Below are 24,475 nucleotides of genomic sequence, written 5' to 3' on the forward strand. Positions count from 1 at the left end.
TGAAATCGACAGAGCCTAACCCTTTATTGATGGAGGAAACATTTTTACCCGTCACGCGGAAGGTATACACGTTTTGCTCTTTTTGATCTTTAGAAATCGCCTTCGTAATTTCTTGTCCATCTAACGTTAATTGGATCCCATTCACAACGATAGGTTCTGATTTAGCGGTTTTCTTATTGTCTGTAGCTGGTTTTTTCGTATCTGTGGCCGCTTTCTTCGTTTCCTCTTTCGTATCTGTATTCGCCGAACAAGCACCTAAAACCGTTAGGGCAGCTATACTGCCAGCAATGATTATTTTTTTCATCAGATATCTCCTTCATTCTATAAAATAGGTTATTCCTGCAAGATTTCTCTTGCAGGAATAACGAACTATGCTTCTATTAAATCGATTATTGTACTGTTATCGTACTGTCATCTAATTCGGTATGGTCCAAGCTGAAGCCCGTTAACGTCACACGATCTCCCGCTGTTAGTCCAAGATTACCAACATAATATGTGAAAGTACCGTTCGGATTGAAATCACCACCCCACATACCAACAACACTGTTCACAGTGATACGTCCTCGTGCGATATCGCCAGTAAAGGTTCCTGTCAGATTCGCACCTCCTGCTGTATAATTATTTAATGTAATCGTTCCTTGGATGTTTGGATTCACACGCACATTTGTTTGATTTAATTCGCGACCATTTGCGTCCATCGCAACTAATGTCACAGTATCTCCTGCTTGAATGACACCTGCTTGAACGAAGTACGAGAAGGTGCCATCAGGGTTGAATGTTCCACCACCTGGTGTCACTACACGTTCATTCACCATTAAGCGCGCGGATGTCACATCGCCTGTGTAGTTCCCTGTAATATTGGCATCGCCCACTTTGTAATCATTGGCTGTAATTGTTCCTTGTGTATTGACAATACTTACTGTTTGACGCTGCAGTTCTCTACCCGCAGAATCAAATGCTATCAACACCACCCTATCTCCTACTCGAATCGTGCCTGTACGAACAAAGAACGAGAAGGTGCCATCAGGGTTGAATGTTCCACCACCACCAGGAGGTACCACGTTTTCATTCACAATTAGACGAGCTGAGGCGACATCACCTGTAAATGTTCCAGTAATATTGGAATTGCTTTGAACCACACGGAATGCGTCTGGTGTAATCGTTCCTTGTGTATTCGCAATACGCACAGGTTTACGGTCTAGTTCTCTGCCAGTAGCATCAAATGCAACCAACTCTACATTAGCGCCTGCTTGAATACGACCCGCAGGAACAAAATGTGTGAAAGTTCCGTTCACAAAAGTTCCACCAATGTTCACTCGGTTTGAATTAACAATTAATTCGGCTCGTACCACATCACCTGTATACGTTCCGGTAATATTGGCATCTCCTAATCGATAATCAGCTGGTGTAATTGTTCCTTGGGTGTTGGCAGTCACGCGTACTGGTTTACGATCTAGTTCTTTACCAGCAGCATCAAATGCAACCAACTCTACATTAGCGCCTGCTTGAATACGACCCGCAGGAACAAAATATGTGAAAGTTCCGTTCACAAAAGTTCCACCAATGTTCACTCGGTTTGAATTAACAATTAATTCGGCTCGTACCACATCACCTGTATACGTTCCGGTAATATTGGCATCACCTAATCGATAGTCCGCCGGTGTAATTGTTCCTTGGGTATTTGCAATTACACGTACCGTCTGACGATCTAGTTCTCTACCAGCAGCATCAAATGCAACCAACTCTACATTAGCGCCTGCTTGAATTCTGCCAGCAGGGACAAAGTGTGTGAAATTACCATTCGCAAAAGTTCCACCAATGTTAACATCCTGTCCATTGACAATTAATTGTGTTCTTACCACATCACCTGTATACGTTCCAATAATATTGGAGTCGCCCACGCGGTAATCATTCGGTGCAATGGTGCCTTGAACGATAACTTGTACTGGCACTTCATCAATAACCGTGCTTAAATCAGATGAGTTAAACCCTTGTATTGTAACTAAGTCGCCCGCTCCAATTAAGTTTGGTGCCACATAGAAACTAAAAGTACCGTTTGCAGGGTTAAAATTACCACCCCAATGATTTGTTGGTAGGCCATTAATTACAAGTCGAGCAAAGTTGATATCTCCCGAAAAACTCCCAGTAATTGAGGCTGCACCCAATCGGTAGTCATCTGGCCATAAAGAACCTGTTACACCGCTTACGACAATAACAGTACGTCTATCGAGCTCGGTCCCATCTGCGCTGTACGCCACGAGAACAACATTATCGCTTAGATTAATACGGCTAGAGTTCACGTAGTAAGAAAAACTTCCATTTGCAAAAGCTCCACCTTGTGAGATTGGTTGTCCATTTACGAATAATTCGGCTCTTGTTACATCACCGGTATAAGATCCTGTAATGCTTGAGCTACCTGTGGAGTACACATCTGGTCTTATAGTTCCAACAGGGATATTAGCTGCTCTGACAACAGTTTCGGCAATATTTGAGACTTGCCCGTTTAAACTTGCCTGAGCAGTTACCGTAGTTCCTACTGTTTGTAGAGGAATGCTGATGGAATAAGTACCATTTCCGTTCGCTACTCCAGTATTAATGACAGTGCCATTCGCTTTAATTTCAACGATGGAATTAGGTTCCGCTGTTCCTGTTGCTACCGTAGAGGCTGTTGTTAACCCATTGATAGTCGTATTCTCAATACCTGTTGCGGTTTTACTAGTCAGCCAGTTAACATTTTGAAGCCTAAATTGGGAGTTAAAAGATGCATTTGTAGTGGAATTTGTAGCAGTGTTATTCCCGCTGAAAGAAGCTGACCCTGAAACGTTATTCCATTGCATATCTGGCGTAGATGCTAGACTGCCTTTTGATCGAGCGCCGATATCTTGTCCACCAAAAATCATGCTACTCCCAGCTGCTGCATAGATTGTTTGACCTGTTGCTGCAGAATTTTTAATATCAATATCTCCTGCAAAGTTTAGAGTTGTTCTAGCTGAGTTGTAGATGCCTGTGCCTCCATTTGTATTGATATTTAATTTAGCTCCTGGTTGAACATTTATTCCAGAAAAGTTACTTTGTATCCCTCGCAAACCAGATATTCCAGTATATAAATTCATTTCTGCCCCAGACTCAATAACAGGGGTAATGGTTGATCGAGATACAATCAGTGCGTCGCCATAAGGAGGGGTAGTACGGGATGAATTGATTGCTTGCATGTTAAATACGGCGTTTTTCCGAATAACAAACTGTGTGGCCATACCTAAAAGCATGGAACCCTGGTATACATTTCCGGTTTCTTGGGAAATATTAACATTAGCGCCTTCCTCAACTATAAAGGGCCCGCCTCCTCCAATGGGAGCTTTAGTACCCCAAACTGAAATGGAGTTTGACAGATTTTGTCTATCTGTAATTCTTGCGTTAACATTACCACCTAGTGTAATACCGCCTTCAGCAAGTACATATTCACCGCCTTGATGAGTTACATTTCTTAACGTAACGTGCCCATAGTTATCATAAGATATAGCTGCATAACTTTCGCCAAATCTTCCTCCACGGGTATTAAGGTTTTCTAGGGTTAATCTCATGCCTCTATTGGCTAAACTGTGAATATAATACGAGCCCATATTAATGGTTTGATTGTTCCCGTATACAGTTAAATTAGAGTTTCTAACGCCTGTAATATTTCCAGTAAAAGAAAAACCGTTTGTAAGCGTTATTTCTCTAATTTGATCATTGGCAAAGGCATCTCTAAACTGCGCAAACGTGGATACGCTAATTGCAGCTCTTTGATCGCGTTGAGATTTTGGCGCTGGATCAGTGGCACTTTTAGCCTCGTTTACTGTAGTTTCATTTTCTTTTTTCTCGGAATTTTCCGTCTTCAATTCGCTAAATGGATTAAGTGCTTTGTCTTCTTTCGTGCTGTCATCCTCAGTTTTATCATTGTCTGTAGCTCCATCTACCTTTTGTTCTACTAGTTCAGGAGTCTGAACATCTTCCTGTTGTTTTTCTTCAGTCGGGTTAATTATCTTTTCTTCTGCACCGGCTATGAATGGTGCAGTTGAAAGCACGATTTGACTGCTTATGAGTACACTGGTTAAGCCTAAAATACTGCCCTTTTTTAATAGTTTTTTCTTCATGTTATATTAACACTCCTTTTGAAATTCGCTTTTCCATTGGTAAGGTTGACACATACGCTATAGTATCACATTTTATTCCCCTCCTTAATATAAAATTTTCGAATAAATTATGCTAGCACAGTAATAATGAAAAATTGTGATTTGTTGAACTAAATGATTTGTTCTGCCTCTATGGTTGCTAGCATAGACATTTCAAATGATTATTTGCGTGCTGATAGTTTAACATTCTTTGCTGACATTAAACTACATAGTATTCAATCGCGTATTTCTAATAATAGCTATACATCTCATAGGAAAAATATTTTATGCAATGGGGTTGTTTACATAACTTAATTCTACTGTGTAAGTTGCTAAGGGGCAATATGCTTTGCTAAAAAAAAGAAGATAAACACAGAAATAGAGAAAATGTTTACAAATTATTCACATTGACGCTATGGCAGACTTTAAAAAGAGATCTATATAGGAATAATATTATGCGGCTTGAAAAAGGAGTCTGTGGGGGAAGGTGTATTTTTTGTATGAAACAGAAGCAGTGTAACGATATTTCAAAATATATCGTTTTGAGATAAAAAATATATTTAAAACAATATATTTTTACTGTATAATGAAATTGTAGATATTGTTGGAGTCATTATAATAAATATGATGTTCAAGTGAAGAAAATCAAATTTTGGATGGGTCCTATATTAATTTTGGTGGGGATTCTATGTCTAGGAATTTCAACGATGATTGGTAGTACGATAGACGCAAATGGTTTTGTCAGAGAACCAGCATTCTTCCTAATACCAGTGAGCTGCTTATTCTTTTTTGCAGGAATTATCACAACTATTTTCTTCTCCGCGAAAGTATTAATGAAAAAATAATCCCATTAATAAGAATATAATTGAAAAGGTATGTTTGGTACACTTGTAGTAGACGCGAACATGGTCTATTAGATAGAGGTCTCAGACATGTCTTTTTATTTTAAGACTATATTGTTGATAGATGCTTATTTTTAATGGTATGATTTTAATAGCAAACGGGATTAGAAAAGGTGGTAGTAAAGATGGCTTTCTTAAAAAAAAACTCCTTCTATAACTGTCGCTGAATTGGCTGATAAATTTATAGAGAAGCCGGTGATCGTAGATGTTCGGGAGCGTTTTGAATATGCAAGCGGTCATATCGAAGGTTCGCAAAATGTGCCACTGACAAAATTAAAGGCGTTTGATTTTCAGGAGCGGGTTTATATTATTTGCCATTCGGGGGCGCGTAGCAAGATAGCGACGCAGTATCTGTATAGAAGAGGCTATGATGTGATAAATGTAAAGGGTGGCCTGATGAAGTGGAACTCGGTTGTGCCGAGTAGGAAAGTATGAGTCCAAAGGAATAAAAAGGATACTGCCTACACAAATCGTGTAGGCAGTATCCTTTTTTGCATTTATTATTTTTTGTTTACTACAATATGCTCCAGCTCTCCCGATGCAAAATCAACGGTAAAGGCTTGTCCGAAGCCAATCACGTAGCGACCAGTTTGTGGGGTTAGCTCGAAAATCGACATGTCAATGGTTCGCAGTAAACGGATGAGTGATGTACCATGGATCGCTTCCATTTTTGCGAAGATGGGCTCGAGGTTGTCGTTTCCGATATTTTTCGCTTGGCATCGCAGGTAAAGGCGCTCGCGGGCAAATAGGTTTTTCGTATTCGCTTCATCGGCGAGCATCATGATTTGAATGGTCTCATTTTGCTCGATAAAGTCGTAGTGCTCGGCGATAGCGCTAATGTAAATGTAGAGTTTGCCTTCATGCTTCATGAAAGGTGCATAGCTTATGAATGGATGACCATCCGAATCCTGTGAACTAATCACGATCGTTTTACGGCTTTCCAAAAAATCGTCATAACGTGATTTCACCTGATCCATTTTCACTGTTTCTACCATGTTTATCCAACCTTTCTTATTCTGTTATATATCTTTAGCGCGCATCAAGTATAGAAAATATGGCGCGCCGACAATGGCCATGATGATTCCGGCAGGGATGTCGAGCGGTGCAAAGAGAGAGCGACCAATCGTATCTGCGGTAAGCAAAACCAAGGCGCCTAGCACCATACTCATTGGGATTAAGCGCCAATAATTGGAGCCGACTAAAAAGCGCGCCATGTGCGGTACGATTAGGCCGACGAATCCGAGCAAGCCAACGACAGAAACCGAGATAGCAGCAAGGTACACAGCGATAATCGATAAAATAATTCGCGTCTGATTCATCTTTTCACCAAGATTGACCGCGATATCGTCGCCGAGGCTTAGAATATTCGCTTTTCGAATGAAGAAAATCGCGCAAACCCAACCGATAATCGAGTATGGCAACAGGAGTCCCACGTCGCCCATCCCTTTTGCAGCGAGGCTTCCGTTCATCCATTGCACGACAGCGGGCAGACGATCGCTGTATAGAATCGAAAGCAGACCAATGATTCCACCCATAATCGCGTTGACGGCAACACCTGACAGAATAATTCGCATTGGTGAGATTGTGCCATTTTTCCAGGCGAGCGCATAAACAATGACGACGGCAACGAGCCCACCAATCATACCTGCAAGCGGCGCGAAACTACCGAAGTTCGGAAAAAGTAACACGATCATCAAAACGGTCACCGCGGCCCCGCTAGAAACCCCGGTCAAACCAGGATCGGCCAATGGATTCCGCATTACCGCCTGCAAAAATGCCCCAGAAACCGCCAAATTTGTGCCAACAATCACAGCAATGAGTACCCGCGGAATTCGCAAATTCCACAAAATCGTCTGAGACAGCTCAGCGCCTTCACCAAATAAAGTACGGATACTTTCCATCGGAGCAATGTGAATACTTCCAACGCCTACAGCTATAATCATTGAGACAACAAGCAATATCGAAGTTGTCCCAATGAGAAACCAGCTTTTTTGCTTTCGTTCCATCTTATTTGTAAAGGATGTCTTTCAGCTCCTCTAAGCCAATTGTAGCTTTGGCAAGGGATGAGTAGCCGAAAGTGTCATAGTCGAGCGCCTGAACCTTGTTGTTTTTGAAGGCATTGAGCTTTTCCCAAGCGCCATTTTTCTTCACATCTGCTTTGAATTGCTTCAAGGCTACGTCCGCGTCTCCGTGTGATACAAGCAGGATTGCATCTGGGTTTGCCGCAGTCACGTCTTCCATATTTAGCGGTACAAAAGCTTCATCGGTTTTCATTGTTTCGGTGACGATGTTTTTCGCCTTCACGATTTTAACGAGGCTACCGACGTAGGTTGTATCATTCATCAACATGAAAGAACTGCCGTTTCCGAATAGAATCATGACTTTTGGCGCGACTTTATCAGGAATTGAGCTGACGATTTTGTCTTGCTTTTTTTGTACTTGTGCAAGGTAGGAAGTAGCCTCTTTTTTCTTATCAAGTCCAGCTCCCAGAACCTCTAGTGACACTTTTAGGTCGGCGTAGGAATCGGTTGGTAAGTAGGCACCTTTTAGGTTGATCTGGCTGATTTTCTTGTCGATGCTACTTTTAATCGACTCGGAACCGATGACCAAATCCGGATTCAGGCTGGCGATTTTCTCGATACCTGGCTCCACTGCGGAACCAATTCTTGGAACACTTGCAAAATTGTCAGGAAGTTTATGCGTGCTACTCGGGATTCCAGCAGGCATGATTCCTAATATATCAAGCAATTCTGTTACGGAAACAGAAGTTGCGACGACGTTCTTGGGTGGCTCAGTAGGAAATTGTGTTGAAAGTGTCTCGATCTGCGCGGCCTCTGATTTGGATTTCACAGCTGTTGTCGTGTTGTCATGACCAGAAGTTTTGACGTCTGCTTTTGTTGCTTCGTCCGTGGTACCGCACCCAGCAAGCGTTAGTGCCGACACAGTCAATAGACTAAATACTAGTTTTTTTATCATCTCATACGAGACCTCCTTTTCTATAATTGATAATCATTATCAATTAATTGGAGTATACCAAATTTGATTTTGTTTGGCAAGCCTGATTCGGATTTCTTTTTTGGATGTCTTTGCTGATTATATCGAGGAGTTGTATCAAAATTTGAGGGGAGGAAGAGGAGTATTCGGTACTTTTTAAGGATGTATCGTGAGGGTTAAGCATGAATTATTGCAAGGAAGAAGATTTTTAAAATGATAAAAGACACGTTAACCCGTTTTGTAGCAACAGGTTTAACGTGTCTCTCAGCATGATTCGTTTTTATTGACGAATCATATAATCAAATGCGCCGAGTGCAGCTGTGGCACCTGAGCCCATCGAGATAATGATTTGTTTATAAGCGCTGTCTGTACAGTCTCCAGCGGCAAATATGCCAGGAACGTTTGTCTCGCCATGTTTATTGACAATAATTTCACCGATTTGGTTTCGCTCTACATCATTTCCAAGCCATTCTGTGTTCGGAGCTAGACCAATCAAGATGAATACGCCTTCCACATCGAGATGAACTTCTTCATTTCTTTCACGGTTCACATATGTGATGCCATTTACCTTGTCTTGCCCCGTAATTTCTTTTGTCTGTACATTCTTCAAAACAGTGACGTTCGGCAGGGAATAAAGACGCTTCTGCAAAACGTTATCGGCTTTTAGTTCAGGCATAAATTCGAGGACAGTGACATGTTTTACGAGACCAGCGAGATCAATCGCTGCTTCGATACCAGAGTTACCTCCGCCAACGACAGCGACATTCTTCCCTTCAAAAAGTGGGCCATCGCAGTGTGGACAATATGCAACGCCTTTATTTTTGAACTCCTGCTCACCAGGAACGCCAATATTACGCCATCTTGCACCAGTCGAGATAATCGCGGTTTTAGTCGTTAATACAGCACCGTTTTCGAGTGTGACTTCCACGCTTTCGTTCTTCTGAATACTTTTTGCGCGTACTTGTTTCATCACATCGACGCCATATTCGTTCACGTGTTCTTCAATCTGTGCTATCAGCTTTGGACCTTCTGTGTATTTTGTTCCAATCACGTTTTCGATGCTTAACGTTTCTAAAACCTGACCTCCGAAAGTGTCTGCTACAATCCCAGTTCGAATACCTTTGCGAGCGGCGTAGATTGCTGCACTGGCACCTGCTGGACCGCCACCAATCACGAGGACATCGAACGGTTCTTTATCTTCAAATTCGGAAGCATCGGCTACACCTACTATTTTGGTGATAATTTGTTCGATTGTCATCCGACCACTTCCAAATAGCGAGCCATTTTCAAAAACAGTCGGAACTGCCATGATGTTTTTTGCTTCCACTTCGTCTTTAAACATGCTACCTTCAATCATTGTATGTGAAATATTTGGATTCAGCACACTCATGATATTCAGCGCCTGCACGATATCTGGACAGTTGTGACAGGTTAAGCTGACATAAGTCTCATAATGATGTGGCTTGTTGATTTTTTTGATTTGCGCCGTGATATCATCATTGATTTTCGGCGGGCGACCACTTACTTGTAGCAATGCCAAAATAAGTGAGGTAAATTCATGACCTAGTGGAATCCCAGCAAAAACAATACCGTAATCTTCGTTTTCCCGTTCCACGCTAAAGCTCGGCGTTCTTGAAAGCGAGCCGTGTTCTAAACGAATCTTTGGAGACATATCTACGATTTCACTAACAAATTCAAGTAACTTTTGCGAGTTTTCATCTGTTGCGACACTTACTTTTAGGACAATATCTTGTTCCAGTAAATCCAGATAGCCCGCAAGTTGTTCCTTGATTTCTTTATCTAAAGCCATGCTTAAATTTTACCTACTAAGTCTAGACTCGGTTTTAGCGTATCCGTGCCTTCTTTCCATTTTGCAGGACAAACTTCACCTGGATTGTTTCGCACATATTGTGCAGCGCGGATTTTATCAATTAAAGCACTGGCGTCGCGACCAATACCGTCTGCATTAATTTCAATTGTTTGAACAATACCATCTGGATCAATGATGAACGTGCCGCGATTTGCTAAACCTTCCTCTTCATCTAAAACGTCAAAAATTCGCGAGATCTTATGGGTAGGATCGCCAATCATTATATATTCGATTTTGCCAATGGCATCTGACGCATCGTGCCATGCTTTATGCGTAAAGTGTGTGTCCGTTGAAACAGAATAAACTTCTACACCTAGGTCTTGCAATACTTTATATTGATCTTGCAAATCCTCTAATTCAGTTGGGCAAACAAATGTAAAGTCGGCTGGGTAAAAACAAACGACACTCCATTTTCCTTTGAAATCCTCAGATGAAACATCAATAAATTCACCTTGGTGGAAAGCTTTTGCAGCAAACTCTTCTATCTCTCTTCCAATTAACGACATCTATAATTCCTCCTTAAACACTTTTTTATGTGAAATATCACACTTAGAATTATCAACTTATTTTAGACGATTGTCAATAGTTATTTATAATGTTTATTATTTAAAAGGAAGTATAAAATGGGGAAACATGTTCGAACCACTGTAAATTATTTCATATCAACGAATTTGATCTGTTGGTATGAACTTATTTTTTTAATAATTCTTTTTATCAATTGATATATAATTTTCTCAGTTATTTACAGAATATTATTTTAGTGATAGCTCTTGATAAGGAATTTGCGAATGCTCATTGTCATGACAAATAAAGGCTATTATATCACGAACATGAGGAGGGATAGACATGGCTACAATTACAGTTCGTGTATCAGATCTTATGTCGGAGTATGGATTGGGAGATAATGAATGAGCTATCAGGTCAGGACAACATTTCGATTTGAAAAACAGCTATCCAAATTAGATAGACACGCTGGTCGCACTATTTTAAAGTGGTTATCAAAGCACGTTGATGGCACAGAAAATCCGCAAGCAAGCGGAAAAGCTTTAGTAGGAAACTATGACGGTCATTGGAGATATCGAATTGGAGATTATCGCGTCATTTGTAGGATTGAGGAAGATCAAGCAAATCTATAAAAAATAGAAAGACCCTTGATGTTTTTATCATCAAGGGTCTTTTCTATATCACCATATGTACGCATTTTTCTACTACACACGAAAAGTTGTAGGCGCCCTTTTCTATAGAAGAAAGCGGGATATGGAGTGTTATTGGTGTCTTGTATGTTGAAGATTGCAATCAATTTTCTGGAATATTCCTGTTTCTGGATTTTGAGATGGTAAGCTGTTAGTAGATCAAGCGAAACAAATAAATCGCAAAACAGGAGAGGAAGTATTTTATGAAGAAAAGTAAAAGTTGGATCACATTATTCGTATTAAGCCTAACACTCGTATTGGTTGTCGCTGGATGTGGAACTGCCTCCACCGCAAACGATCTTGGGAAAACAAGAACAGCAAATGACCTAGAAATAACAGTGACAAGCGTTAACACTTTAAATAGCCAAAATGATAATAAACAACTTGCAAAAATAGATTTTAGAATTGAAAACGTCGGTGCAGATGAATCAGGTGCCGGAGCAGGCGACTTCGTAATTGAAACGAAAGATGGCAAAAAGCATTCCGTGGATGGCCTAAGCGCTAATAACTTCGGTGACGCGATTCCTGCAGGAAAAACATTAAAAGGCTCTGGTTACTATGAAGTACCAGCAGGTGAAGAAAAAGTAACATTGCATTACAAACCAGTAGTGGAATCGACAGACGAAACAGCAACGTGGACAATCATACTTCCGGAAAAATAAGAGATTAAACTGAGAGGCGGAATTTTAAATAATGAAAATTACAGTAGTAGGTCTAGGATATATCGGATTACCGACCGCGATTTTATTCGCGAAATACGGAAATACGGTAACAGGAGTAGATTTATCACCAGTGATGACAGAAAACTTGAACGCAGGCTTCATTCACATCGAAGAACCAGGTTTAGAGGATGATTTACAAGAAGCGTTAGCTTTGAACAAATTCCATGCTAGTACGACCCCAGTGAGCGCAGATGCATATATCATCGCAGTACCAACCCCTAACAAAGATGATGAGTACAAATCATGCGATACGTCATATGTCGAATCCGCGCTAACAAGTATTCTTCCACTTTTGAAGAAAAACGATACGATTATTGTTGAGTCAACGATCGCACCGAGAACGATGGCAGATGTCGTCCAACCACTAATCGAAAAACAAGGATTCACAGTCGGAGCAGACATTTTCTTAGCACACTGTCCAGAACGTGTATTGCCAGGTAATATCATGCACGAACTAGTTCACAATCCACGTATCATTGGTGGGATTACGGAGCAATGTACTGAAAAAGCAGCGGCGGTATATGGCGAATTTGTTGAAGGCGAGATCATTAAAGCGCAAGCCGGTGAAGCCGAACTTAGTAAGCTCATGGAAAATACCTACCGTGACCTCAATATTGCCCTTGCAAACGAGCTTGCAAAAATTAGTAACCATCTTGAGATCGATGCCCTACGAGTGATTGAAATGGCAAACAAACATCCCCGTGTAAATCTACATCAACCTGGTCCAGGCGTTGGTGGACACTGTCTAGCAGTTGATCCATATTTCGTCATCGCGGCCGCCCCAGAACAATCTCCCCTTATGCAAACAGCCCGTGCAGTCAATAATAGTATGCCCGAATATGTTGTCCAAAACGTAAAAGCCATCATGGAACAACGTGAAGGTAATACCGTAACACTTTTCGGACTAACATATAAAGGAAACATCGATGACATCCGTGAAAGTCCCGCGATGGAAATCAAAGAATTGCTCATAGAAGATGGTTTTGATATTAAATGTTTCGACCCGCACGTGATTTCGGCCCCGCTCACTGGCGAAGAAGCATGTGAAGATAGCTCACTAATCGTCGTATTAAGCGATCACAATGAATTCCGTACAATTCCAACTACCTACACAGATAAAATGCGTGATGCGATCGTTTTCGACACGAAAAATATGGTTCAAAATGTCGGTGAGCAAGTCGTCTATACCAATTACGGCAACCTGCACAAAGTCATAAAGAACGCGGTGCCATATCAATTCAGTTAAGGACGTGAATGTCAATGGAAAAAACTGATTTTAAATTTGCAGAACAGGTATTAAATTACCGAGAATCCCACGAAAAACCCCTCCACGATAAAGTATGGCGCATTTTTGACCTCATCGCAGCCATAATTGCCCTCGTGATATCTTTCCCAGTTTTCCTCGTAATTTCAGTAATGATCAAGCTAGAAAACTGGAAAGCCCCGATTTTCTTCAAACAAGAACGTGTCGGCAAAGACGGAAAAACCTTCTATATGTATAAATTCCGCTCCATGTACGTTGATGCAGAAGCCCAGCTCGCGAAACTCCAAGCACAGAACGAAATGGACGGGCACATGTTCAAAATGAAAGACGACCCTCGCATCACCTCCGTCGGCAAATGGATTCGTAAAACGAGTCTCGACGAATTCCCCCAGTTCATCAATATTTTAAAAGGCGATATGTCCTTCGTTGGACCGCGCCCACCTCTAACGACAGAATATGCTAGCTACACGAACTATGATAAGAAACGCCTACTTGTCACGCCTGGATGCACTGGGTTATGGCAGGTCAGCGGCAGAAACAACCTGAGTTTTAAAGAGATGGTTGAACTTGACCTCGAGTATATTGAAACGAGAACGATTCGCTTCAATATCAAGATATTACTGATGACTTTCAAGGAATTTACAAGCAAAGGAAATGGGATGTAACAAGCAGTGTCTAGAAAATTGATTTTCCTGAGTAACTTTTCGGAATAATCCAGTTTTCGTGAAAAAATTTGATAAAGTATATGTAAGGCAAAGATAATAAACGAATAAGGCGGTGAGTAAGATGTGAAGCCTAGTAGCAATCTCAATCTTAATAACTGTAGCCATGGATTCCCCGACAGAACATCCCCTTCATTTATTTCGTACTAATAACAATAAAAAAACTAATTTATAAGAAAAATTCTTATAACAAAGGAGAAATATAAAACATGCAGAAAAAAACAACGCCAGTAAACGTATTATCAACTAAAAAGGTGAAAAAAGCCTTAGTCGCAACACTAGCAACAGTAACGGTTTTATCACAAATGTTAACAGTCTATCCAACAACAAGCGCAGCAGCAGAAGGCTCCGAAATTGGAACAACAGAAGCACCAACACGAGTAGGTGATTTCGCAACATTAAAACAAATCATTGAGCAAGATAATGGCATTACAAATATCGAATTAACAGCAGACATCACGATGACAGCAGGAATTCAGATCAACAACAAGAAAACAGAACTTACAATTAACGGTAACGGTTATACGTTAACAGAAAGTAAAGTATCGATAAACGCAGCTAACATGACAATCTTTGCTTACACAGGATCAGCTATGAAAACAATGAATGTAAAAAACCTGACGATTCGCGGTTCCCATTACTACTCACCATTCACAGTATATGATGGTGTCAAAGGTGTAGTACAAAATTTTGAAAACATCGATTATGTAGGACCACAATTTGTCTACAATATCAATGGATTTGTTAACTTCACAGGGAAGAACAAAATTGTAAACGGACAAGGCGTTGATAAATTAGGAACGTTAAATGAGCTTGTTCAAGCAGGTGGAGTTACCATTGACGGAGAATTCATCGGTGAGCATAATACGACAGCAACATATGCTTTCGCTGTATACGGTGCAAACCCATATTTCATCATTAAAGATGGTGCAAAAGTAGATGTCACAGCAAATGGTGGAGAATTCCTCTATGCACCAGCTAACACAGCAAACTTTGTTGTAGGTAAAAGTGCAACATTCAACCTTAACACGCTTCGTGAGTTATTCCCATACGCAATGGCTAACGTAACATTCGATACTAGCTCTACAACAACGATTAATCGTACAGACGTATCAGCTGCCGCACTAATATCCGTAGGGCAAACTTTAAATATAAATCCAAACGCAAGCCTAGTAGCGAAACAAGCAGCAGGAGCACCAGCAGCAGCGCATATCTTCCGTACAACGGCAGCAAACGCAGTAATCAATATCAATGATCCACGTAAATTAGACCTAGATGCAAACGGAACTGGCGCTAACCGCGTATTCTCCGCAGCAGGCAAAACAACAATTAACTTCAAAGGCTTATCAGAAATCGGCGTATTTAAACCAACAAACAAAACAGAAACACCAGACCTATCATGGCAAGATGCAACATTCCAAGTTATTCAAGCATCTGCACAAGCTGGAATCGTACAAGTAGGCGCTGTTTCATCTACTGGCGACATCCAAACTAAATTCGTATTAGCAGACGCGAAACGTATTACAACAACAGGAACAGTTGAAGTTGCACAAAAAGCAGTAAGCGAACTTTTCACAAATAATGATCCAGCGACAGACACAATCAAAGATACAACAACACAAGCAAAAATTGACGCAGCACAAAAATTAGTCGATGCAGTAACAGATACAGTAGAAAAAACAGCATTACAAAAAGACCTAGACCGCGCACAAGAACTATTAAATGAGCGTAACGCAGCAAGTACAGATAAAGAACGTCAAGCAGCAGCGCAAAAAGCAGTAAACGAACTATTCACGAACGACCAACCATCAACAGATACAATCAAAGATACAACAACACAAGCATCTATTGACGACGCACAAGGGTTAATCGACCTAGTAGTAGATCCAACAGTAAAAGCAGCACTACAAAAAGATCTAGACCGCGCCCAAGAACTACTTGATGCACGTAACGCAGCAAATGCAGCAGAAAAAGCACGTCAAGAAGCAGCACTAAAAGCAGTAAACGAATTATTCAACAGCGACAAACCATCAACAGACGCAATTAAAGACATCACGAACCAAGATGCAATCGATGCAGCACAAAAACTAGTAGACGCAGTAACAGATCCAACAGTAAAAGCACAATTACAAAAAGATCTAGACCGCGCCCAAGAACTGTTAGATGCACGTAACGCAGAACTTGCAGCAGAAAAAGCACGTCAAGAAGCAGCGTTAAAAGCAGTAAACGAATTGTTTAACAACGACAAACCATCAACAGACGCAATCAAAGACATCACGAACCAAGGCGCAATCGATGCAGCACAAAAATTAGTAGACGCAGTAACAGATGAGGCAGTAAAAGCAGCACTACAAAAAGATCTAGACCGACGCTCAAGAATTACTAGATGCACGTAACGCAGCAGCGTCATCAGAGCAAGAACGTCAAGAAGCAGCGAAAAAAGCAGTAGACGAGCTATTCACTAGCGATAAACCATCAACAGACACAATCAAAGATACAACAACACAAGCTTCAATCAATGCAGCACAAAAACTAGTAAACGTAGTAACAGATCCAACAGTAAAAGCTGAATTACAAAAAGATCTAGACCGTGCGCAAGAACTTTTAGATGCACGTAATGCAGCAGAAGCAGCAGAGAAAGCACGCCAAGAAGCAGCACAAAAAGCAGTAAATGAATTGTTCAACAGCAACAACCCATCAACAGACGCAATCAAAGGATCAACAACACAAGAAAAAATTGATGCAGCGCAAGCCTTAATCAACAAAGTAACAGATCCAACAGTAAAAGCACAATTACAAAAAGATCTAGACCGTGCACAAGAACTTTTAGACGCTAAAAATGCAGAAAAAGCACGTCAAGAAGCAGCACGCAAAGCAGTCAACGAGTTGTTCACGAACGACACACCATCATCAAACGAAATCAAAGATCCAACAATTCAACCATCTATTGATGCAGCTCAAAAAATCATTGACACAGTAACAGATCCAACAGTAAAAGCACAACTACAAAGAGATCTAGACCAAGCACAACAACTATTAGACATGCGTTCATCAACAGTCGGAACAATTACACCAGCTGACTTCCTAATCGGTGGCGACAAGTATGTAACAGGAACATTCACAGGTAGCGTAGCTAAAATTTCCCTACTAGTGAACGACAAAGAGTACACTGGTGGAGCAGTAAAAGCAGATGGCACATTCACATTCTATGCCAACGATAAAAACATCAAGAAAACAGACGCGGTATTCGCAGTAGCGTATGATAAATACGGAAAAGAACTATCAAGAACAAAAGTGAAATTCGTAGTCGTAACAGCAGGTAAAATCACACCAGCAACATACAACCTAGCATCAGATAAAAACATCACAGGAACGTATACGGAAGACGTAGCAAAAGTAACAGTAACAGTTGGCGATAAAGTGTACAAAGGCGGAACAGTAGCAAACGGCGAATTCACATTCTACGCTTTTGACAAAATCAAGAACGCGACAGACGTTGTAACGATCCATGCATACGATTCAGTTGGTAAATTGCTAGACACGAAAACACTAAAAGTAGTAACAGGCGTACCAGTCGTAACAAAAGGTAGCATTACACCACTTGAAATGGCAGTACCAGGCGACAAAAACATCACAGGAACCTATACAGATGACGTACACTATGTCGTAGTAACAGTAAACGGTACAGACTACAAAGGTGGAACATTTGCAGACGGTGAATTCAAGTTCTACGCATTTGATAAGATTACAAGCGCAAGCGATGTAGTAACAATGAAGGCTTTCGACAAAGCAGGTAAACTACTAGATACGAAAACAATTAAACTTGTAGGACCAGCAGCAGAAAACGTAATTAAAGGTGCAATTACTCCGAACGCACTAGTACTTGGAACAGATAAGAACATCACAGGAACATATTCAGGTGAAGTGAAATCAGTACAAGTAACAGTAAATGGCACAGTCTATAAAGGTGGAACATTCACAGATGGCGAATTCAAGTTCTACTCTTTCGACAAAGTTAAATCTGTAACTGACGAAGTTATCATCACAGCACTAGATAAAGCAGGTAACGTGTTAGATACGAAAACAGTACAAGTAACAGCTAAATAATAGTTGGAAATAAAGTGAAAAGCGTCAGCCCAAAAGGGTTGGCGTTTTTTCGTAGCTGTTCTTACTAATAGAAATGTCAGAGCCATAGTGAGCATAGATTGTTTATTTGGAAAGCGCTATTTATTATGCTACAATATAGGCATAGTACATTTTTCATGTATGTAGGTAGCGCTTTAAATCCCTTTTAGTTGCTACCGCTCTCTCTATGTACAATTTTTGTACATAACTGAAGATGCCTATCACCGTATTTATACGATGATAAGCATCTTCTTTTTTTATAGAGCGGGATAGAGTAAACGTCTAGCGTATGGCTTTATTTATTTCTCCGGAGTAGGTAAACTGCTACTCCGCTCAAAGAAAGTCCACCTAATAGTAGAAGGATATCTAATGATGATTCTCCGGTTTTAGGTAAAACTCTTTGAATAGGTGCTTTATTTGTTGTATCTATGCGTTCAATAGATGGAGTTATATCCTTGTTTTTGGTAGGTGTATTGATATCTGCAGAAGGATATTCCTCATTTTGACTAACTGGTTTTTCAGTAATTGGTTCCTCTATACTAGGATACTCATCCACGGGTTTATCAACTAGTTCATCGTCAGTAGGATCATCGCTTATGGGTTCATCATCAATAGGGTCATCTGCTAATATGAATGTGTTCTCTTTTACAACTTTGACAGTTTCCGACTCACCTGCTTTGATCGTGAAGGTAACAGGGGTTTGGTCTAATTGGTATCCGGACGGAGCTTTTGTTTCTACAAATTGATAATCACCAGGATCTAATTCATTTACCGTAATTGTGCCCAGCTCATTTGTTACTAAATCACTTTGAATAGCGACACCGTTCGCATCTTGTAATTCAAATTCGGCACCGGCTAGTACTTTTTTAGACATGCGATCCAACTTAGTAAGTTCTACTGAGCCGACTCCTTTTAATTGATTGATCGCTGTCAAATTCACTGGGGTTGCTTGTCCCAAAGTGACGGTGAAATCGATTGGTGTTGGATCTAGGACATAGCCGTCTGGAGCTTTCACTTCAATAAATTGATAGTCACCAGGCTGTAAGATACCAGAGTTAATGAATCCATTTTCATCAGATACTAGATTAGTGGCGACAGTCTTGCCATTGCTATCAACTATTTTAAACTCAGCGCCAGCTAAAGGATTTTTCGAATCGGAATCAATTTTGTATAAATACGCGCTACCATCGAGCGTTGTAACTGCATCATCACTGTATATATGACTCCCATGATAACTATAATACGCTTTGTTTAAAATTTGCTCATTCGGCTGTGCATTCCTATTTTCATAAAAAGTTTTAACGTCTATCGCGGAAGACTCGCCAGCGTTTAAGTCTTTAAGCAAGGTGTACGTTATGGTATTAGTATTTTTATCATACACAGGTTGAGAAAAATAGTTCGGATCCATCTTTATCGTATCAAGGTAAGTAACATGGTTCGGGAGGGGATCAGTTACGACCGTACCAGCTGGTAATGAACCATAATGAGTATTTAATACTAGCGAATAGATTATTTCTCCTGAAGTGGTGGATAATGTAGCTTGATTAACTGTCTTGCTCAGTTCCATTTGATCAAAACCGGTTTGGTCAAGTGCTACAGGGATACTCATACTACTTGTTTCCGTGCCATCGATCGATAGCTTTGCTGTGTTATACCTAACGCCAAATTCAGCAGGTGTTATACCAGCGTCAACCTCTTGACCATACATAATAACATAGGCTTCTTTTATGTCGCCGAGGTTTACAGAAAATCCGTCTGATGTTGTAGAAATACTACCTTTAAAATTTTGTGTTACGTACTCAAAGGTTTGTGGGGTATTTCCGTTCCAACTTGTTACTTTTGCAATTCTAAAATGATCTATTACAGTTGCATCTCCGCTTGCTCTAACGTATTCATTAGGATCTGTCAAAGATGTATCTTTTGGAATAATATCGGATATAACGACATTTTTCCAATTTTCCTCGTTGTAATTAACAAGGATCGCGAAGACGTTAGAAGCAGGTGAATTCGTACTTAACATAGAAACATCAGGAATATTGTTTACCGTATCTTTTCTAATATCACTCTGCTTGGTGAATGGAGGGCGACCGATAATTAATCTCCCTACAGTAGAGCTGGCTTGATCTGAACTTAGAACCCCCTGCTGATTGCTTAAGTGTGCAGAAAAATCTACAGAATCTGGTGCGTTAGGATCAGTTGACCAATATGCGGGCGCTTGAAAGTTAACATAAATACTGGAGCTAAACGCATTTCCTTGGTTAATTCTTGTATGGTCATATTGAATACGAAGCAACCAGTTGCCTGCCCCGTCATCCGTTAATGGTGATGTTCCCCAATAGAAAACACCGCCTAAAGTGGTAGAGTTAATAATATCTTGCCCCGTACTATCCCTAACAATATTCTTCGGGATAACAACTTTTATTTCTCCATCTTCATTTAATCTGCCCGATGACGCAGCAAGAGTTACCATTAGAACTGCTCGGGCATTGGCACCGATCTCTTGTGGGCTTGTTATAGTGATTCTTGGATCATCACCTGGTGCCAAAGGGCTGGTTGGATTTACCGTTGCAGCTGATGCTCCTCCAAAAGGTAGTTGGCTAAAAATCATAAATAGTATTGCGACTAGATAGCATAGTTTGTGGATTATTTTCATTTTTCATATCCTCTCTTTAAGTTTTTCATACAATCTCAACGACTCCTTTATTAGAATAACTTATTTTCCTATCTAAATATTATCTGCCACTGAACCATTATGCAAGATCTACCGGAGGAAAAATAAAAAATTTCAAAATTAATAAGGTATATTCACTTAATATTCACATCTACAGTCAATAAATTATTCTAAATAGAATATTATTATAAATTCATAATTTTTGAACTTAATATGTCTATTCAACTGCTCGTATAGATGTTTCTGTAAATATGAATAGTGTGTGAGCTATTTTAAGAGTTTGGATTGTCCTAGGTTAAAAAGCTAAGGGCGCATGCTTGCAATTTCTGAGTCTCTTTTTTAGACATAATCTCTTTGAAGATGTATATTGTTAGTATATTCTATATATTATCAAATAAACACACAAAATACGTCAGGTGGTTATTGTTTATGGAATGTTCACAAATGGGAGATCTGAAAGAAATGAAAGCTAAGATCTACGGCTACGCCAGGGTATCTACACAGGAGCAATCCATGCATAGTCAAGTGGATGCTTTAGAGTCTTTTGGTTGTCAGCAGATTGTTCTGGAGAAAGAGTCAGGAAGGAAGCGACGAAAAGAGCTAGAAAATTTATTTTTACGAATGAGGGCTGGCGATACATTAGTTGTGACTAAACTAGATCGATTAAGCCGTACAACGAAAGACTTACTAGAAATCAGCGAGTTTTTGCAGAAGAAGAACATCCATTTCATCAGCCTGAAGGAAAAGATCGATACATCGTCACCTATGGGGAAATTTTATTTTATATTAATCGCGGCTATTGCTGAAATGGAAGTATCCATGATTCGGGAGAGAACTTTACTTGGCTTAGAAGCGGCTAAAAAAAGGGGACGTTGCGGAGGAAGGCCTAAAATATCTGCCGAAAAAAGTGATGCTATTAAACAATTAATAAGTCGAGGAATGTCAAAAAAGGAAATTGCAGCTAGATTAAAAGTATCTATTTCGACTGTATATAACTATACTAAGCACACATGTACGTAAAGGTTTATAAAATTTATAAAATGCTTACACTAAGGTACCTTTTTTGGGATCATTGTTTTCCTGCTGATTACCTCTTAAACACACTTCTATAAAGTATAACGCGCATGGTTAAATATTCCGAAATCTGGCTGAGACATAACCCAGATAAATCGGCGAAAAGCGCTCGCATTCATGGATTTTAGCGGACTTCCGGTTCTCATGTACAATCGTACACTTTCCACCAAACTCCCTGAATACAAACGCTTTCGCTCGATTTGTGTAGAGCAAAATTTTCGTCCTACCCAAAGTAACGGGTTGGACGATTTTGCTTTATCTTGAGTTTTGTCTCAGACTCTTAGAGTAAGCAGTCGATAATCTAAGTGAGGAACTCTTAGCAATATAAAGGGGGTTGCTTTCTGCCTTGAAAGAGGAGGGGGGCAGCCTCTTTATTAGACTATACTGTCACTTATCAAAGTGTGAATATTATATGAATTTTTTTTAAGAGTCTAGATTTGGGCTAGATTAAAAAAAAAAAGCTATGGTAGTATAATACATGTGCTAAGGAAATGTTGACAAAAAATAAATAATTTGTTGCTATTTTCGTGTTCAATGCAAATAGGAAAGCCCAGATATGCAGTGGATTTGTTATTTTGTTCAAGCACAAGTGCTTTTTTGCATTATCGTCTTAGTGAAGGATATAACGAAAAAGGCGGTAATGATAAAAGGTTTTTTAATTTGCCTAAAAAGTCAATATTTTTCGGAGGTGAGATAATTTTAATTATAAAATCAGAATTTTCAGCTAATTAAATATTAGAATATTAACTATACAAGTATAAAAGGGGATTAACAAATGAATAGAAAATTAGATCGAACAATGCGTCTTTTGAAATGTTTTCTTGCGCTTATATTATTGATGAGCACTTGTCTTATAAGTGTGTCCCAAGTTAGTGCAGCTGGGTCGATATATAATACAAGTAATGACATAGAATTTTCAAAAAAAGATGCAAGTGGTTTACGTGAATATGACGGAAAGATTAAGTTTGACTTACCTGTTGCTCAAACTTCAAAAGGAAATGATATTATTTTCTTGCGAGATACGAGTGGCAGTTTTTCAGCTCATACTCAACAACTAACAGAAGCCATCTCAGAAATTGCTGAGGAAGTGGATTTAAGTCAGGATAGAATCATGGTTATTAATACTACGCCGGCAACTCGAGCTAGTGTTACTGTGCCACTTACGGATGATCTTAAAGTTATAAAAGATGGGTTAACGAGAACAGCTGCGAGTACCGTTACCGCGGATTCTGGTTTTGAATATGCGTTAACTAATTACAATGGATCTAAAGGGAATACGGATAACAATACTATTTTTATTCTTATAAGTGATAATGACGCATACGGGGTTCAGCGTACAGTTGATGGTGCAGCGAAAGTAAAAAATGCTGGCCACAAGGTAGGTGGGATTTATATTGGAAGCAGTGCTGCATCCATCGCTAATGGAAAAAAGATGGTGTCAGATCCAAGTTATTTTTATCAATTTACGAATATGACGCAAGGGATTGACGCGCTCCGTGAACTTACACAGACGATGTATGAAACGGAAGATGCACAGATGGAATGGACATTGGATGATGCTTTTGATCTTTTAGATGTAAGTGCAAAAGACCAAGATGGAAAAGAGATTTCGGTTCAAGTATCTGGGAACACAGTTACATTAGTGACTCCTCAAGATGCTGCCAAATCTGTGACGCTTCAGTATTCTTTCAAAGAAAAAAAACGCCTTTTAGTAACAACGCTAGTAGGTACCGGGAGTGTCAATGCTTCCTTGGGACAAGAACCTATCCCAGATGTTTTTGTATCAGGAAATAATGATCCAGTAATTTATGCAAACGATAGAACAATAACCGCAGGAACATCGTTTGATCCACTTGAAAATGTAACTGCCTCAGACATTGAAGATGGAGATTTAACGTCAGATATTCAAATCATATCGAATGATGTTAATACAAAAAAAGAAGGTGTGTATTCTGTTACGTATGCGGTAACGGACAGTGATAGTAATACTACAAAAAAAACAATTACAGTTAACGTGAATGCTTCTCCTCCGACAGTCAAAGCTCAAGACATGAGTGCAATCGCTGGAATCTCAGCTAGTGAAGTTAGTTGGTTTACGAACGTCACGGCGGAAGATAAGGTAGATGGAGACATCAGTTCAGATGTAAGCGTCGACTACAGTAGTGTGGATTTCCAAAAAGAAGGCGACTATCCAGTAGTATATAGTGTGACAAATAGTAACGGGAAATCTGCGAGTACAACGGTAAATATGCAGATAACAGCCGAAGCGCCAGTCATTCAAGCCAAGGATATGAGCGCAATAGCAGGAACAAAAGCTAGTGAGGTAAGCTGGTTTACGAACGTCACGGCACAGGATAAAGTAGATGGAGACATCAGTCCGGATGTGAGTGTAGACTATAGCAGTGTGAATTTCCAAAAAGAAGGCAACTACCCAGTAGTATATAGTGTGACAAATAGTAATGGGAAATCTGCGAGTACAACGGTAAATATGCAGATAACAGCCGAAGCGCCAGTCATTCATGCGAAAGACATGGCTACAATAGCAGGAACAAAACCTACCGATATAAGCTGGTTCACCGATGTAACAGCCGAGGATAAAGTAGACGGAGATATTAGTTCAGGTCTGAGCGTAGATTACAGTGGTGTAGACTTCCAAAAAGAAGGAAACTATCCAGTGGTGTACAGTGTGACCAACAGTAACGGAAAATCTGCAAGCACAACGGTAAACATGCAGATAACAGCCGAAGCGCCAGTCATTCATGCGAAAGACATGGCTACAATAGCAGG

The 24,475-nt window shown here is 40.1% G+C and carries 16 protein-coding genes and 2 pseudogenes; 10 read left to right on the forward strand and 8 right to left on the reverse strand.

Going from position 1 to position 24,475, the window contains the following annotated elements:
• Window positions 1-304: pseudogene (locus tag PGRAN_RS14965) on the reverse strand (hypothetical protein); the annotation flags it as partial.
• A gap of 85 nt (window positions 305-389) precedes the next feature.
• Window positions 390-4,064: an immunoglobulin-like domain-containing protein gene (locus tag PGRAN_RS15935; RefSeq protein WP_159101160.1), complete on the reverse strand. Its 3,675-nt coding sequence runs from the start codon at window positions 4,062-4,064 to the stop codon at window positions 390-392.
• Between the two features lie 743 nt (window positions 4,065-4,807).
• On the opposite strand from PGRAN_RS15935, the gene PGRAN_RS16480 reads away from it, so the two are divergent.
• A complete protein-coding gene (locus PGRAN_RS16480) occupies window positions 4,808-4,996 on the forward strand; it encodes a DUF3955 domain-containing protein (RefSeq protein WP_077914721.1) in 189 nt (62 codons plus the stop codon).
• A 225-nt stretch (window positions 4,997-5,221) separates the two neighbouring features.
• A complete protein-coding gene (locus PGRAN_RS14975; protein ID WP_241433377.1) occupies window positions 5,222-5,488 on the forward strand; it encodes a rhodanese-like domain-containing protein in 267 nt (88 codons plus the stop codon).
• Between the two features lie 65 nt (window positions 5,489-5,553).
• Here the strand turns inward: PGRAN_RS14975 and PGRAN_RS14980 are convergent, their stop codons facing one another.
• The 5 genes from PGRAN_RS14980 to ahpC form a co-directional block, all read right to left on the reverse strand.
• The gene (locus PGRAN_RS14980) at window positions 5,554-6,048 is read right to left on the reverse strand and encodes a HugZ family pyridoxamine 5'-phosphate oxidase (RefSeq protein WP_036068449.1); all 495 of its coding nucleotides are present in this window, start codon (window positions 6,046-6,048) and stop codon (window positions 5,554-5,556) included.
• Window positions 6,049-6,072: 24 nt separating this feature from the next.
• Window positions 6,073-7,059: a FecCD family ABC transporter permease gene (locus tag PGRAN_RS14985; protein WP_036068451.1), complete on the reverse strand. Its 987-nt coding sequence runs from the start codon at window positions 7,057-7,059 to the stop codon at window positions 6,073-6,075.
• A gap of 1 nt (window position 7,060) precedes the next feature.
• Window positions 7,061-8,029, reverse strand: coding sequence for an ABC transporter substrate-binding protein (locus PGRAN_RS14990; RefSeq protein ID WP_036068454.1), 969 nt, complete (start codon window positions 8,027-8,029; stop codon window positions 7,061-7,063).
• 298 nt (window positions 8,030-8,327) lie between these two features.
• Window positions 8,328-9,857, reverse strand: a complete 1,530-nt coding sequence (gene ahpF / locus PGRAN_RS14995) for an alkyl hydroperoxide reductase subunit F (protein ID WP_036068456.1) — start codon at window positions 9,855-9,857, stop codon at window positions 8,328-8,330.
• 2 nt (window positions 9,858-9,859) lie between these two features.
• Complete coding sequence (ahpC, locus tag PGRAN_RS15000) at window positions 9,860-10,423, reverse strand: alkyl hydroperoxide reductase subunit C (RefSeq protein WP_036068458.1); 564 nt, start codon at window positions 10,421-10,423, stop codon at window positions 9,860-9,862.
• Between the two features lie 402 nt (window positions 10,424-10,825).
• Between ahpC and PGRAN_RS15005 the strand changes: the two genes are divergently transcribed.
• The 6 genes and pseudogenes from PGRAN_RS15005 to PGRAN_RS15030 form a co-directional block, all read left to right on the forward strand.
• Entirely contained in the window at window positions 10,826-11,053 is a 228-nt protein-coding gene (locus tag PGRAN_RS15005) for a type II toxin-antitoxin system RelE family toxin (RefSeq protein ID WP_036068473.1), read from the forward strand.
• Between the two features lie 260 nt (window positions 11,054-11,313).
• Window positions 11,314-11,772, forward strand: a complete 459-nt coding sequence (locus tag PGRAN_RS15940) for a DUF4352 domain-containing protein (protein WP_051998693.1) — start codon at window positions 11,314-11,316, stop codon at window positions 11,770-11,772.
• Between the two features lie 31 nt (window positions 11,773-11,803).
• Window positions 11,804-13,078, forward strand: a complete 1,275-nt coding sequence (locus tag PGRAN_RS15015; RefSeq protein ID WP_036068460.1) for a nucleotide sugar dehydrogenase — start codon at window positions 11,804-11,806, stop codon at window positions 13,076-13,078.
• 8 nt (window positions 13,079-13,086) lie between these two features.
• The gene (locus tag PGRAN_RS15020; RefSeq protein ID WP_036068462.1) at window positions 13,087-13,761 is read left to right on the forward strand and encodes a sugar transferase; all 675 of its coding nucleotides are present in this window, start codon (window positions 13,087-13,089) and stop codon (window positions 13,759-13,761) included.
• A gap of 266 nt (window positions 13,762-14,027) precedes the next feature.
• Window positions 14,028-16,214 carry a toxin Cry1Ac domain D-VI-related protein gene (locus PGRAN_RS15025; RefSeq protein ID WP_036068464.1) on the forward strand — a complete coding sequence of 729 codons (2,187 nt, stop codon included), beginning with the start codon at window positions 14,028-14,030 and terminating at the stop codon, window positions 16,212-16,214.
• A gap of 40 nt (window positions 16,215-16,254) precedes the next feature.
• Window positions 16,255-17,925, forward strand: a pseudogene (locus tag PGRAN_RS15030) (immunoglobulin-like domain-containing protein); the annotation flags it as partial.
• A 313-nt stretch (window positions 17,926-18,238) separates the two neighbouring features.
• Here PGRAN_RS15030 and PGRAN_RS15945 read toward each other — a convergent pair.
• Complete coding sequence (locus PGRAN_RS15945; RefSeq protein WP_051998695.1) at window positions 18,239-20,596, reverse strand: MSCRAMM family protein; 2,358 nt, start codon at window positions 20,594-20,596, stop codon at window positions 18,239-18,241.
• A 447-nt stretch (window positions 20,597-21,043) separates the two neighbouring features.
• On the opposite strand from PGRAN_RS15945, the gene PGRAN_RS15040 reads away from it, so the two are divergent.
• A complete protein-coding gene (locus tag PGRAN_RS15040; RefSeq protein WP_051998696.1) occupies window positions 21,044-21,634 on the forward strand; it encodes a recombinase family protein in 591 nt (196 codons plus the stop codon).
• Window positions 21,635-22,463: 829 nt separating this feature from the next.
• Window positions 22,464-24,475 (forward strand): immunoglobulin-like domain-containing protein (locus PGRAN_RS15045; protein WP_036068469.1); only part of this gene is annotated, 2,012 nt, incomplete at its 3' end.

The organism is Listeria grandensis FSL F6-0971 (assembly GCF_000525835.1).
In the GTDB taxonomy this organism is placed as follows: Bacteria; Bacillota; Bacilli; order Lactobacillales; family Listeriaceae; genus Listeria_A; species Listeria_A grandensis.

What these genes read in the sequence shown, in the direction of transcription:
- PGRAN_RS15015 (WP_036068460.1), top strand. Translation starts at nt 11,804, where the DNA reads ATGAAAATTACAGTAGTAGGTCTAGGATATATCGGATTACCGACCGCG.
- PGRAN_RS15940 (WP_051998693.1), top strand. Translation starts at nt 11,314, where the DNA reads ATGAAGAAAAGTAAAAGTTGGATCACATTATTCGTATTAAGCCTAACA.
- PGRAN_RS15040 (WP_051998696.1), top strand. Translation starts at nt 21,044, where the DNA reads ATGGAATGTTCACAAATGGGAGATCTGAAAGAAATGAAAGCTAAGATC.
- PGRAN_RS14990 (WP_036068454.1), bottom strand. Translation starts at nt 8,029, where the DNA reads ATGATAAAAAAACTAGTATTTAGTCTATTGACTGTGTCGGCACTAACG.
- ahpF (WP_036068456.1), bottom strand. Translation starts at nt 9,857, where the DNA reads ATGGCTTTAGATAAAGAAATCAAGGAACAACTTGCGGGCTATCTGGAT.
- PGRAN_RS16480 (WP_077914721.1), top strand. Translation starts at nt 4,808, where the DNA reads ATGGGTCCTATATTAATTTTGGTGGGGATTCTATGTCTAGGAATTTCA.
- PGRAN_RS15025 (WP_036068464.1), top strand. Translation starts at nt 14,028, where the DNA reads ATGCAGAAAAAAACAACGCCAGTAAACGTATTATCAACTAAAAAGGTG.
- PGRAN_RS14980 (WP_036068449.1), bottom strand. Translation starts at nt 6,048, where the DNA reads ATGGTAGAAACAGTGAAAATGGATCAGGTGAAATCACGTTATGACGAT.
- PGRAN_RS15020 (WP_036068462.1), top strand. Translation starts at nt 13,087, where the DNA reads ATGTCAATGGAAAAAACTGATTTTAAATTTGCAGAACAGGTATTAAAT.
- ahpC (WP_036068458.1), bottom strand. Translation starts at nt 10,423, where the DNA reads ATGTCGTTAATTGGAAGAGAGATAGAAGAGTTTGCTGCAAAAGCTTTC.
- PGRAN_RS15945 (WP_051998695.1), bottom strand. Translation starts at nt 20,596, where the DNA reads ATGAAAATAATCCACAAACTATGCTATCTAGTCGCAATACTATTTATG.
- PGRAN_RS15005 (WP_036068473.1), top strand. Translation starts at nt 10,826, where the DNA reads ATGAGCTATCAGGTCAGGACAACATTTCGATTTGAAAAACAGCTATCC.
- PGRAN_RS14985 (WP_036068451.1), bottom strand. Translation starts at nt 7,059, where the DNA reads ATGGAACGAAAGCAAAAAAGCTGGTTTCTCATTGGGACAACTTCGATA.